This window comes from Candidatus Krumholzibacteriia bacterium (genome assembly GCA_029865265.1).
Lineage (GTDB): Bacteria > Krumholzibacteriota > Krumholzibacteriia > WVZY01 > JAKEHA01 > JAKEHA01.
Map to the genome: position 1 here is coordinate 80993 of JAOUHG010000013.1, position 12541 is coordinate 93533.

The 12541-nt window shown below is 64.3% G+C and carries 11 protein-coding genes; 1 reads left to right on the forward strand and 10 read right to left on the reverse strand.

Annotated features, from left to right (window positions below; translation table 11 throughout):
• Positions 1-11: 11 nt before the first annotated feature.
• Genes OEX18_08270 through OEX18_08285 form a run of 4 tightly spaced genes read right to left on the reverse strand, consistent with a single transcriptional unit; the run spans position 12 to position 5647 of the window.
• Positions 12-2309, reverse strand: coding sequence for a tetratricopeptide repeat protein (locus OEX18_08270; protein MDH4337258.1), 2298 nt, complete (start codon positions 2307-2309; stop codon positions 12-14).
• A complete protein-coding gene (locus OEX18_08275) occupies positions 2306-2776 on the reverse strand; it encodes a Rieske (2Fe-2S) protein (protein MDH4337259.1) in 471 nt (156 codons plus the stop codon). Before OEX18_08275 ends, OEX18_08270 begins: the two co-directional genes overlap by 4 nt.
• Positions 2773-4116, reverse strand: coding sequence for a cytochrome b N-terminal domain-containing protein (locus OEX18_08280; GenBank protein MDH4337260.1), 1344 nt, complete (start codon positions 4114-4116; stop codon positions 2773-2775). The genes OEX18_08275 and OEX18_08280 overlap by 4 nt, the downstream gene beginning before the upstream one ends.
• 49 nt (positions 4117-4165) lie before the next feature.
• The gene (locus OEX18_08285; protein MDH4337261.1) at positions 4166-5647 is read right to left on the reverse strand and encodes a hypothetical protein; all 1482 of its coding nucleotides are present in this window, start codon (positions 5645-5647) and stop codon (positions 4166-4168) included.
• Positions 5648-5660: 13 nt separating this feature from the next.
• On the opposite strand from OEX18_08285, the gene OEX18_08290 reads away from it, so the two are divergent.
• Positions 5661-6305, forward strand: coding sequence for a hypothetical protein (locus OEX18_08290; protein MDH4337262.1), 645 nt, complete (start codon positions 5661-5663; stop codon positions 6303-6305).
• Positions 6306-6349: 44 nt separating this feature from the next.
• Here the strand turns inward: OEX18_08290 and OEX18_08295 are convergent, their stop codons facing one another.
• From OEX18_08295 to OEX18_08320, 6 genes are all read right to left on the reverse strand, one after another.
• On the reverse strand, positions 6350-6949 hold the full coding sequence (locus tag OEX18_08295; GenBank protein ID MDH4337263.1) for a HupE/UreJ family protein: 600 nt from the start codon (positions 6947-6949) through the stop codon (positions 6350-6352).
• Positions 6946-7542 carry a HupE/UreJ family protein gene (locus tag OEX18_08300; GenBank protein MDH4337264.1) on the reverse strand — a complete coding sequence of 199 codons (597 nt, stop codon included), beginning with the start codon at positions 7540-7542 and terminating at the stop codon, positions 6946-6948. The genes OEX18_08295 and OEX18_08300 overlap by 4 nt, the downstream gene beginning before the upstream one ends.
• 2 nt (positions 7543-7544) lie before the next feature.
• Positions 7545-8552 (reverse strand): HupE/UreJ family protein, encoded by a 1008-nt coding sequence (locus tag OEX18_08305; protein ID MDH4337265.1) that lies wholly within the window; start codon positions 8550-8552, stop codon positions 7545-7547.
• Entirely contained in the window at positions 8549-9424 is an 876-nt protein-coding gene (locus OEX18_08310; GenBank protein MDH4337266.1) for a peptidylprolyl isomerase, read from the reverse strand. The genes OEX18_08305 and OEX18_08310 overlap by 4 nt, the downstream gene beginning before the upstream one ends.
• 247 nt (positions 9425-9671) lie before the next feature.
• Positions 9672-10499, reverse strand: coding sequence for a transporter (locus OEX18_08315; GenBank protein ID MDH4337267.1), 828 nt, complete (start codon positions 10497-10499; stop codon positions 9672-9674).
• 20 nt (positions 10500-10519) lie between these two features.
• Entirely contained in the window at positions 10520-12541 is a 2022-nt protein-coding gene (locus tag OEX18_08320; protein ID MDH4337268.1) for a DUF3604 domain-containing protein, read from the reverse strand.

Genomic DNA, 12541 nt, shown 5'->3' on the forward strand with positions numbered 1-12541 from the left:
GGTAACGCCCGCTAGCGCCCGCTGTCGATCATTTTGCGCATCTGGTGGCCGATCGGCTGGTCGGGGTACAGCGCGATCATCCGATCCGCCACCGCGCGCGCTTCGGCCAGGCGGCCACCGCGAAACAGGTAGTCCGCCCAGGCGTGCATGTAGTCGAGCCGATCCGGCTCGATTTCCAGGGCGCGGCGCAGAGCCCGTCCCGCGTCGTCCTGCCTCCCCATCTGCTGCAACAGCAATCCCAGGTTGTACTGCACGCGCGCCTCACCCGGATTCAGCCAGGTGGCCCGCTGCAGCAGATCCACCGCCTCGTCGGCGTTGCCTCTCTCCACTTCCAGCAAGCCCAGCGAGTACAGCGCATCCGCGTTGTCCGGGTAGTCGCGCACGGCCTCGCGCAGTAGCGCCGCGGCTTCGTCGTTGCGCCCCTGCTGGCTCAACAGGACAGCGAGGTTCATTTTGGCGGGCAACAGCAGGTCGTCGATGGCGAGGGCCGCGCGGTAATAGCTCTCGGCTTGCGCAGCGTTTCCAAGGGCGTACTCCAGGTTGCCCAGGTTGAAATTGGAACTGGGGAAATCGAGCTCGTACGCCATCGACGCGCGATACTCGGCCAGCGCCTTGTCGAACGCCTCCTGCTGGTAGGGCTTCATGCGATCGCGCGGCACGACGGCCAGCTGCGAGACGGCTGCCATGCGTACCGCCTTCACGGGGTCGGAGAGCAGCGGGAGGAGGTGATCGACGTCCTCCTCCCCGGCGATCGGGAGGTACGCGGCCGCGGTGCGGCGCAACAGCGCCTCCTCGGAACCGGTCGCCAGTCGCAACGCAGCGATTCCGTCCGGGCGCGGCGTTTCGGCCAGCAGTTCGAGCGCCGTGGCGCGCACGATGGGCGCGTAGAGATCGCTGTCGGCGATCCGCACCAGCTCCGGCTGCGCGGATGCCTCGCCCTTGCGCGCGGCCGCAAACGCGGTCCCGAAATGCGGCTTGCGCGCCTCGCCGTACCAGCGGCGATACGCGTCGAGCGACCACTGCAGGGGCTTGTCGTCGTGACAACCCGACTGCGTGCACGCGTTGGGCACGCCGATCTTCGCGGTCAGGTCCGGGCGCGGCACGCGGAAGCTGTGGTCGGCGCGCCAGTCGATGACCATGTAGGCGCGCTCGGGCATGTGACACTTCACGCACTTTGCCCCGTCCGACTCACGGCCCTCGTAGACCTTCTTGTGAAAGTGGTGCTCGCTGGTGTCGTAGACCTCGCCCTGGTGACACTGCAGGCACAGGTCGTTGCCGTCGCGGTGCAGCTTGAGGCTGTGACTGTCGTGACAGTCGAAACAGGACACCTCCCGCGCGTACATCTTGCTCTGCAGGAACGAACCGTAGACGTACACCTCGTCCAGGATCTGTCCGTCGGGATGGTACAGGCCTTCGTCCAGCAGGCTGGGCAGCATCTGGTCGAGCAGTTCGCTGCCGGTGTGATCGTAGTCGCCCAGTTCGGCACGGCGGGAGTGGCATGGCGCGCACAGCTCCACCAGCCGCCGCGGCGCGATGCGGGCGGTGGAAACGGCGAGGCCCATCTTCTCGAGCTCCGGGCGCGCCATCGGCGCGATGCTCGCCCATGCGACGTGGCGCGAACCGGGCCCGTGACACGCTTCGCAGCCCACGTCGATGTCGGACCAGGTGGTGTGGTAGCTGTCGGTGGCGGCGTCGTAGCCCTTCTGCAGGTTGGTCGAGTGGCACTCGGCGCACATCGAGTTCCAGTTCTGGCCGCCGCGCGTCCAGTGCAACCAGTCCGTGGGCGGGATGTCCTGGTCCGGGTACTGGCGGTACCAGCGCCCGCGCACCGTGTCCCAGGTGACGCTGAGCGTCTGCAGGCGCCCGCCGGGAAACGGCACCAGGTACTGCTGCAGCGGGTCATAGCCAAATACGTACTGCACCTCGAACTCCGCCATCGCACCACCCGGCCCCTCCGTGTACACGAAGAACTTTCCGTCGCGCTTGTAGAAACGCGATGTCACGCCGCGGTAGGTGAAGGTGGCGTCGTTGAAATCGCCGAGCACGGTGGAGTCGCTGGCCACGTCCATGGCCCTGTCGTGGTCGGAGCCGCGCCAGCGGTCGTACTCGGCGCGGTGGCAGTCCACGCACGCCGCGGTGCCCACGAACGCCGGCGTGGTCTCGTCGAGTTCGTGTGAACCCTCGGGGGCCGGACGCAGGAGAGCCAGCGGTATGGTGATCACGATCACCGCCAGCGCGACGAGTCCGATGATTTCCCACCGACGCAGCGTCGTGTCGCGCGCGCCGGTGTCGCGGGGCGCGGCGCTCACGGACGCACCACCTGCGCGGCCAGGAACGACGTGCGCCGCACGAGCCGGGCAGTGTCGACCTTGACCACGCCATTCTCGATGCGAACCGGATAGAGATCGAGCGGACGCGGCGCCGGCGGCGCGAGCACCGCGCCGGTGATGTCGAAGGACGACGCGTGGCACGGGCAACGGAAACACGCCTTCCCGGCATCCCAGGGAACCGTGCAACCGAGATGGGTGCAGGTACGGTCCATGGCCAGGAAGCCACCGTCCTTGAGGCGCGCGAGGTAGAAGCGGCCCTCCGGAAATGCCGTCACGGTGTCCGGCTGGAAGCGGTCCACCGGTCCCGCGGTGATCAGCGAGGCCTCGTCATACGCGGGACCCCGCCGCGGACGCAGAAACGACGAACCGATCCACACCAGTTCGCCGGCGAGTGCCGCCGCGAGGCTTCCCCACATCCAGCGCAGAAAGTTACGGCGTGACGTCATCCGCCACCCCCCCACGGAAGGGTGAGCGCCATGCCCGGTCCCCGGAAGAACACGCCGATGATGGCGAGCGTCACAAAGCCCGTCACCAGAAACACCACCAGCGTCTGCACACACTCGTTGCGTCCCAGCCCGAACCGGCGGCGCGTCAGAACAACCACCGCGGCCGAAATCCCCGCGAGCAGCAGTGTGGGGACGACGCCGCGCACAAACCATCCGGTGTTGGCGCCCTGGGTGGAGGCGATGGCGTCATCCAGCAGCACCGCCGCCACGCACAGCACCACCGCCACCAGCGACGCCGCGCCGGCCGCCCGCCGCGCCGCCGGAGAGAGAAACCAGCGCCCGGCGGGCCCGGCGGCGTCGCCAACCCACGGCATGGCCGCGAATCCCGCAAGCGCTGCCAGCGGCAGCACCAGCACCGCAAACACCGGGTGCAGGTGGATGAGCAGTTCCTGGAAACCCATGAAGTACCACGGCGCTTTGGCCGGGTTGGGGCTCATGCCCGCGTTGGCGCGCTCCCCGATGGGAGCACCCACGAGCGCGCCCAGCACGACCACCACGGCGAGCAGCACGAGACCCTGCGCCACTTCGCGAACCAGCAGGTCGGGGAGAAACATCACTTTGGAATCCGCGGCGGCATCGGAGGCATCTGCCGGCGGTTCGACCACGCCGCCCGCCTTGCGCACACGCCAGAAGTGGAACGCCATGAGCACGATGGCCAGCACGGGCAGAACGGTGGTATGGAAGGTGTAGAAATTGAGCAGCGTGGCCGCGCCGATGTCACTCCCGCCGCGGATGATCGCCTGCAGCCCGGCCCCGATGCCCGGAACATAACCGAGCATGCCGGTGGAGATGGTGATGGCCCAGAAGGCGCGCTGATCCCACGGGAGCAGGTAGCCGGTGATCGCCGAGGCGAGCACGCCCAGGAGCAGCGCCACACCGATGATCCAGTTGACGCGCCGCGGGCGATGATAGCCACCCGTCAGGATGACCCGCATCACGTGCAACAGAACGACCGCGACCAGGAGATTGGCGCTCCAGTAGTGCACGCCGCGCACAAGGGAGCCAAAGCGCACGCGGGTCATCATGGTGCGCACGGAGTCGTAGGCCACGTCGGGGACGGGCTGGTAGACCAGCAGCATGAGGATGCCGGTGGATGCGAGCGTGAGCCACAGGAGCAGCGAGGACCCGCCAAGCCCGAAGGTGTGGGCCCAGCGCACCGCGCGGCGCGGAATCCGGATGGGACGCAGGTGAAAGAGAAACGTGCCGCGCGTCAGGCGCGCCCGTTCGCGGTCGGTGGGAGGCAGAATCCCACGATTCACGTCACCGGCGGATGTCTTCATGCGGGCCGATTCTCTCACATGGCCCGCGTACGCGCCAAGCGCCCCTTAACTAAAACGAGCCCGCGCCCACTTCGACCACGTATCCAAACTCGTTGATCTGCATGGCGCCGAAGTTCCGGACCCCAAAGCGGAAGCCCCAGAAGTCCGAACCCAGTCTCCGAACAATCTTCAAGGGCGTGTGCGTCATGTTCACCCTGAACTTGAGACCCGTTTCAAGTTGAAAGTCATCGTGGGTCGACGTGATCCCGTTCGCATCGGTAACTTTTCTCCATTCCACACCAACCGCGAAGTACGGGTCGATCCACCGTGACGCCGACGGGGTGTAGAGGGCGGTCCAGCCGATGTCCTCGAGGTTTTTCCCGGTGAGGTATAGACGATGGACGATGTAACCACCCCCGAGCGGGTCCTCCATGTTCTTCACGATCCAGAACGGAAAGGTAAGGGAAATGCCGGCGTAGCCGTCCATGCGCAGCGCGACACCGAACGACTTGGCAAACGACTCGTCGCCGATCCACTTCCCGAAGTTGTCAAGGCTGTTCACCTCCGACACCTCCGGCCAGTCCGGATACCCCTTGTCCGCGATGAATGGCTTCAGGTGCGCGTCCGCTCGCTCATCAGACGGAAAGGGGCGCAGGTCATAGATCGCATTGTGCGGGGAATACACGCCGTCTTCCTCGCACCGGGCGCGGCGGGGGCTGTCCTCCGGAAGCGGCGGAAAGACGCGCGTGTTCTCGAATCGCACCTTCGCCATCCACGACTGCCAGCTGGCTGCAAAGAGCCCGCCGCTGCGGATGATATCGCGCACCCCCCACGCGTCGTTGATGCGGGTATTCACGTCGTAGCCGGGCGTGTAAAGCCCGTCGCCGTTCTTGTCGGTGCACGACGCGTGCTTTGCCTCCTCCACCAGGATGTGCATCGGCATCACCGTATACTTGTCGGATTCCAGCGTGTTGTCGTACCAGAGCACACCATGCGCCTTCCCCTTGGTCCGCGTGATGGCAATCGCGTAACGCGTACCTGCTTCTGTCCCCCGCGCCACCGCCACCTTCATTTCCACGGACTCCACGTCGTGCTGGTGGGCATTGAGGCCTTCCTCGCGTGGGTAATAGAAGAAGAAGTCGAGGTCCATGCCGGCCAGTGAACTGAGACTGAGAATGGACTTCCCTTTGTCATCCGCGCTGACTTGAATGGCATCGCCGGTTCCGTCCGGGCGTTGCAACACCTCGCGCAACCGGTAATAGACAACCGGACGTCCCGGGGCCTCCTCGAACGGAAACGCCTCCGGAATCAGGATGTCCTTTCCGGTCCGGTCCTCGAGCAGGGGTTCGTCGGGTGAAAACCACAGGATGGGCGCGCAGTAGGAGACGAAGCGCTCGACGGTCATGGTTTCGTCGTCGCCGTACCAGGTCACGTACGACGTGCCGGTGATTTCTTCGGCGCTGTACCCGTCGCGATTTTCCACCTTGACTGCGAACGATGGGGTTGCGCACAGAAGCGCGGCAAGGATTGCGCCCCAAACCGCGGTGGACATGTTACCCGGCGTCATGGTCGACAGTCTGCTGCTGACCACCACTCCCGAGCGGCCCCCGACCAACCTCCAGGTGCAGGGTTTACGAGGGGATGGCAAAAACGATTCCTTCGGCATCAACGTGCTCCTTGATTCGGGTGTCGATCCAGCGGGCATGATCCATGTAGTCCCGGCACTCGGATGGATAGTACCATCAGCAGACGAAGATAAGCAGGTATTTTCAAGTAATCCGCTGGCTTACATGCCGGATGCAACCACGCTAGGATGTGCTGGGTCGGCTCACCCGGCTCGAACAGGAGGTCTCATGCGTTCCCGTGTTGCACTGGTGTTCCCAGTGCTGTTAATGATTCTGATTGGTTCGGCCGCCACCCTTCACGCACAGGAAACGATCATCCACCAAGGCGGCGGCGATGTCGGCCATGCGCCGGCCCGTGCAACTGGGGCACAGGCGCCCCTTGCAGCTGAAGGCGACCAGGATACACAGGCTTTCGTTAGACAATTGAACCGTGTAATCACGGAGGCAGCTGCATATAAGGTCCGCAAGCGTTCACCAACAAGGGCGAGGCGTCGCCGCTACCGCCCCTCCAGGGTCATCTTCGGCATCCCCCGACGTGGCTCCGTCCAAGTCGCGCAATCCCAAAACGATGCAGGCTCGGCGTGATTCTATCGCCGGCGGGTTCCGGGTCGCAATGTTGTTGCCGGACGTCACTGGCGCCGCGTGACCCAGCCCAGCATCAGGATTCCGATGGCGGTGATCCAGCTACCGGCCACGCGGACGACGATACGCGCCCACTGTCGCCGAAGCCCGACGATCCACGATGGTACCAGCGTCGCGACGACGAACACTGCAGTCACTGCGCCGATGAGCGCCAGTCGATCCATCCCGGCCGTACGCAGAACCGCGCCGTTCAAGAAGCCGTTCAACCCTCCGGCCACGACCGCGAGCCCGACGGCGACCGTTGACGGCAGGCGGCGATCCAGTGCCACGAGCAATCCGACGATCATGAAGGACAGGGTCGTCACGACCGGCAGATCCGTTGTGACGGGCCAGGCTCGTCCAGCGACACCGCCAACCAGCCATGCACCGGGCAGAACCACGAGTAGGCTGCGCGCTGTCGCCGCACCACGCTGCCCGGCGAACAAGGCGAGTGCCAGCACCAGCAACACGTCGCTGGGCGTGATGACCAGATGTGCCATGCCATCGTAGAAGCTGCCGAAACCCGTCGTCACCAGATGCGCATGAGCCGTCGCTGGGATGCAGGCCCAAACGAACAGCGCGGTGGCGACCCGTCTCTGTCGTGTCATACCAACGCGCTCCGCAAGAAGAGGACTCCTGCCACTGCGACCCCCGCGCCCGCAAACTGCAAGACGCGCTGGCCGGCGCGCCAGCGATGAAGCGTCCCGATCGCGATGCCCACCGCGTGCAGGCAGCCCGTGGCCACGACGAAGCCAACACTGTACAGGATGCCGCTCGCACCCGCGGGGAGTTCGGTTCCGTGGGCGTGCCCGTGGAAGATGGCGAAGAAACCGACCACCACCGCAGCAACCCAAAGCGGCGGACGCACCTCACGCCACACCATGATCCCGAGGGTGACCGCCGACAGCGCGATGCCGACCTCGACGCCCGGCAACCCGATCCCCATGAGGCCAAGCGCTCCGCCCACGGCCATCACCATGGGAAACGCCACCGGCAGAACCCAAACTGCCGGCGCTCCGAGCTGCGCACCCCAAAGGCCGACGGCGATCATCGCCAGCACGTGATCGAGCCCGGAGATCGGGTGGTGCAAGCCACTCAAGAAGCCGGTCACGCTGCCCTTTTCCGCATGCGCCCACGCGACGGCCGGCCATGCAAGCACGAGAAGCGCCAGGCATCGATTGCCGATGGAGGATCGACTCATGGTCATCTCCCCGCGAACATCATGATCGTCCGCTGAATCGTCCAATAGGCGCCGCAGACGCCGACGGCATAACCCGGAGCGCATGCGACCCACACTGGCCAGCGCATCTCGAGGGTGCGGAACGCCCGGGCCATGGCGAGCGCCAGCCCGACGAAAACGACTTGCCCGATCTCAACACCAACGTTGAAGAACAACAGCGCCAGCGGGATCTCGGCCCGCGGCATGCCAGCCGTCGTCAGACCCGTGGCGAAGCCGAAGCCGTGCAGCAACCCGAAGGAGAACGCCACGACCCAGGGGTAACGACTCGTGAGCGTCGTCTCACCGCGCCAGCCGCGGACGATTTCGGGACCGAGGAACAGGATGCTGAGCGCGATCGCGGCATTCAGCGGCGGCAAGGGGGCGCGCGCGTAGCCCAGCGTGGCAACCGCGAGCGTCAGACTGTGTGCCACGGTGAATGCGGTGATCGTCTTCAAGAGCTTCATCCGCCCATGGACGATGAGCAGCAGCCCGAGCACGAAGAGCAGGTGATCCACACCGAGCATGATGTGATGGAAACCGAGGCCGATGAACTCGCCAGCAGTCGTGCCCAGAGATCGTTCACCGCGTAGCTCGACCTGCGGCTGGGTCGGGCGCACGATCGCCGTGAAGGTCGTGCCGTCGAGTCGAGTCACGCGGACGAAGATATCGGTGATCGTCCCCTCGAGACCTGGAAACCGGATCCGACTGCTTTCCAGGCTTCGTCCACCAGTCGTCACGACCTGCCGGTGGACGATGGCATCGTAGAGACGCCGCTCGGTCTTCTGTCCTAGCACTTGCCAGTCCGGCGGCAGAACGAGCTGGGCTGGATGTGGGTGCCCGTAGTAAAAGGGTGCCTTCCACACCACTTCGTAGCGATCGAGTGCCAGCTGACGGATATCGAGCGAGCCGGGCTGCGTCTCGTGAGCCGACGCTGCACTGCCAAGCAGCGCGGTCCACGCCAGGACCAGAAAGAGCTTCCAGCGCCGCGTCATGGGGAGACCCGCGCAGCCTGTGCCCCATTGCCAGTCGTCTCTCGAGGCGGCTCGATGACTACCTCGTAGCGCTCACGGAGCTTCCGATAGAAAGCCTCTTGCAGCTCTTTGCGACGCATCACGAACCAGTCGCGCGCCACGGCGTCGCGCACTTCGGAAAGCTCTGGCATGCGTCCGGGGCGACTTTCCGAGACGAACACCACATGCCAGCCGAAGCTCGAACGCACGGGTCCTGACCATTCCCCAGGACTCGCAGCCACGACGGCATTCGCGAACTCTTCGCCGAATTGACTCGCAACGTCGCGCTGGGCCGCGAGTCCCACTTCCTGTGGAAGGAGGCTCGGATCACCCAACGTGTCGAGGTCGATCCGTCGTTCTGCGCTGCGCAGCCGCGCGAGCGCGGCTTGCGCATCGGCTGCAGCGTCGCCCCGCTTGTCCGGATTGAAGAACACCTGTTGGAAAGCCACAGCGGGATCCTCGACATAGGTTGCCGAATGCTGCTGCATGAACTCCTGAAGCTGATCGTCAGTCGGGTCGACCTGGGACGCCACATCCTCGGTCATCAAGTCCAGCTTCATCCGTAGGCGCCGCCGGATGATGGCATCGTCGCGGTCGAGTCCCAGTGCAGTTGCTTCCCGGACGGCAATCTCTTCGCGGATGTGATCCTCGACGAGTCCGTTGAGCTCTTCGGTCGTCGGCAGGCGTTGCCACGTGCGCTCGAAGCCGGCAACGAGCGTTTCGACCTGTCCCGGAGTCACCACGATCCGGGCCGGCTGCTCGCCGGTACGACCGCGGGTGATGTGGAAGGCGACAAAGAGCGCCGCCCCGAGCAGCAAGAACTGCAACAGTGGATCTCTCAACAGCTTCTTCATTGGGGGACTTTCGATCCTCGCCGTGTGGCGCCGCTCCGCGGGGGTGGACACGTTGTGTGCAGCCTATCAGGAGGGACTGAGTTCGTGCAAGGACGCCTGAGTTGATGGCAGTCCTCCTATTGGTTCCGTGAGTCTGGCGATCGCAGAGCAGCTCTGTTTCAGCATGCTGAGAGGTAGCCTCTGAGGATCTGCCGGTACTTCGGCTTCCCGATCTTGTTTGTCATTCATCATTCGAAATGCCGACGTGCTACCGCGGAAACAGCAGGGTCACGGCGGCCCGGAATCCCCACTCTTCAGGACCTCCATCGAAATGCTCGGCGTAGTAACGAGGGCCGGCCTGGACTTGAATCAGCTGACTTCCAATCGACGTCACCTTCGCCACGAGAAAAGCCAATGGCACATTCCACTGCTTGTTCTCCCAGTCGTACGTCGTTTCGGTCTGCAGGGCGAACGACCACGCGCTTGCCGTGGTATAGGACGCGAAGGGCTGCAGGAAAGTCGAATTGACGTTGTCGCGGTCACTGTCACCGGCGAATGACCAGATGTGGTTCGTGAGGAAGCCGAGAGTCCAGGAACCCTGTTGTTTCAGTGCGACGGCTGTGGGACCGGCGCCCCATTTCTTGGCGCCTAGGAGTTTGTCGGTCGCTGTGGGCAGCAGCAGTACAGGACCGATACCCCAGATCCAGCCACTGGCGGTAGGACTTGCCGGGGAGAAGAATAGACTCTGAACGGCATCCCCGAGTCCGGATTGACTGCCGCTGCCGGAGAAGATGTCCTTCTGATAAACCAGCGGCAGGATCGTACGGCTGATGAGATTCCAGTCTTCGCTGAGAGAGAATGGGATTACCGGTTGCATGTTCAAGGTCATCCGCGAGCCCTCGTCGAGCGGACCGACGTTATCGTCGAAATTCAGCTGGAAGGGCACCGAGATCAGCGAGGAGACTGGGTTCGACAGCTGTTTTGCCAGCTTGGCCGCGTCTGGCTCCGCTGACGCCTCTTCAGCGGACACATTCGATGCCAGCAGGGTCAAAGTGGCGACGGCCAATGCAATGATCGTCTGTGCAGTTCGTTTCATGAGCTTCGGTCACTGCCTTTTCAGTTATTGGGCGTGTACCAGATCGGCGAGGTGTAGGCGCGTTCCTGGACGTCCACGGGCGCACCATCGGGAATCTTCACGCCGAACACCTTCGCGTCGTAGGTGGTCCAGCGCGGTGTTGGGATCTCCATGACGCGGACGTAGTAGAACGCGAGCTCGGCGGGGTCAAAGTCGTCGTCGGTCCAGAACGCCTGCAGGAAAGGGGCACCGATGGCGTTGGTATAGCTCGCGTCGGACACGTTGACCGTGCTGCCGACAGGCGGCAGCTTGCCGTCTTTGCCCGGCTTGCGGTTGGCCGACCAGGCGATGTCGTAGACTTTCTCGTGCGTCGTTCCGTCCGGCGCCAGCCAGCCCTTGATCACCTGCACCCGGTCGAGATTGGCGCCTTCCGGGTCGCGCAGCGCACGGATCAGGAAGCGGGGCCTGGCGTTGGCGGGAGGACCAGTGAGATTGCCGCCCATCGGTACACCCTTGTCGTAGCCGTACTTGGCGAAGTTCGACCGGTCCAGATCGCTCTTCTCGAAGTCCCAGCCGCCGAACACCCGAACACGCATCCGCGTGCCGGTGGTGGCGAAGACCTCCTTGCGGGCGAGCGCGTCCCAAATTGCCTCGCGAGTGTTCTCTCGCGCCCAAACAGCCGCGAGCCCGGCGGCTGCGGTCTGCCAAGCAAACGTCTTGTCGCTGGCCTTCTCTGAGAAGCGCCCGACCAGTGGCTCAGAGAAGCGAATTGGATCGGCAGTTGGCTCAAGCGCGACGATCTTGCCGAAGAAATTGTCCTCCTCAGCCGTCGTGAGGCCGGTGTGCGAGTCCGTGCTGCCGATCATGCCAAACTTGAACGGGTTCGCGCCGAGCTTTGCCTCGTAGGCGAGGCCGCGCTTGTACGCCTCGCGAGCATATTCGCGGGGCAGCATGTCCGGGGTCTTGGGATCAGGTCCGAAACTGCCCTTGTCCCAGGTATAGAAATCGGCGAATTCGTCGTTGGGCGAGAGCTTCGGATGCGCCTCGCCGTCCCCCTTCATCTGGGTGACCTCGTAGACCGGCTCCCAGCGCATCCGTCGCTCGGCGTAGGCGCGGTCCAAGGAGCGACCATCAAAGGTGACGTCGTCGAACATCAGTCCGTTCGACAGGTTGCCGTTGTGCGGGATGGCGAGCAGGCGAACACCGGCCGTCTTCTCGGCCTTTTCCATCCAGTCCCAGAGCTTCTCAGGATCTTCCGTGTCGTAAGTTGAGATCGGGAGTATTTTATCCGCCGAGTCCTTGCCGCCCCGGAAGATAATGTTGCGGTGCAGGTTGACGCCGTTCGGTCCGGAGGTCCACTCGAAGCCGATGAAGGCCGTGAATGAGCCGGGGACGTTGTTGCGCTCTGCCGCCTCGGTCGCCATGACCCACATACTCTTGCCGAAGTTCGTCTTGGCGAGCGGGTCTTTGCCCGTTTGCGAAGCGAGCTCCCAGAACTCATATCCCTCGAACTTGCTCTCGAGGGTGCCTGGCGCCATGATCTTTGCGATCTTGCGCCCAAACTCGGTGGCAAGCAGCTCTTTGTCGCCGTTGGCGACTGCCGTCGGCAGCCCGAGGTTTTCCGCGTGATCGGAAACTACCAGGAAGTCGAGCGGGCGTCCAAGTCGCGCGGGTATTCCCGTCGAAGAAATCACTTTCTCACCCCTGGCGAAGCGAAACGCGTCATCCGGCGTCAGCGTCGCGCCGATGAGACCGGCGTCGGGTGAGAACGCGGTGTGCAGGTGCGTATCGCCGAAGAACACCTGGTTGGGGAAGTCCTGCTCGGGATAGGGCGAGTAGCGCGCCGATGCCGGCGGCGGAACGAAAGACGCGCCATCGCCATATTGTGGCTTGTCCTGCGCGCTGGCCAGTCCCGCCAGGCTGCAGAGGGCGGTGGCGTCGCGATTTTCCACCTTGACTGCGAACGATGGGGTTGCGCACAGAAGCGCGGCAAGGATTGCGCCCCAAACCGCGGTGGACATGTTACCCGGCGTCATGGTCGACAGTCTGCTGCTGACCACCAC

Bases quoted from the DNA above. Each gene is read 5' to 3' on its own strand.
- OEX18_08275 (MDH4337259.1), bottom strand. From the start codon at position 2,776: ATGACGTCACGCCGTAACTTTCTGCGCTGGATGTGGGGAAGCCTCGCG.
- OEX18_08280 (MDH4337260.1), bottom strand. From the start codon at position 4,116: ATGAAGACATCCGCCGGTGACGTGAATCGTGGGATTCTGCCTCCCACC.
- OEX18_08285 (MDH4337261.1), bottom strand. From the start codon at position 5,647: ATGTCCACCGCGGTTTGGGGCGCAATCCTTGCCGCGCTTCTGTGCGCA.
- OEX18_08290 (MDH4337262.1), top strand. From the start codon at position 5,661: ATGGTCGACAGTCTGCTGCTGACCACCACTCCCGAGCGGCCCCCGACC.
- OEX18_08295 (MDH4337263.1), bottom strand. From the start codon at position 6,949: ATGACACGACAGAGACGGGTCGCCACCGCGCTGTTCGTTTGGGCCTGC.
- OEX18_08300 (MDH4337264.1), bottom strand. From the start codon at position 7,542: ATGAGTCGATCCTCCATCGGCAATCGATGCCTGGCGCTTCTCGTGCTT.
- OEX18_08305 (MDH4337265.1), bottom strand. From the start codon at position 8,552: ATGACGCGGCGCTGGAAGCTCTTTCTGGTCCTGGCGTGGACCGCGCTG.
- OEX18_08310 (MDH4337266.1), bottom strand. From the start codon at position 9,424: ATGAAGAAGCTGTTGAGAGATCCACTGTTGCAGTTCTTGCTGCTCGGG.
- OEX18_08315 (MDH4337267.1), bottom strand. From the start codon at position 10,499: ATGAAACGAACTGCACAGACGATCATTGCATTGGCCGTCGCCACTTTG.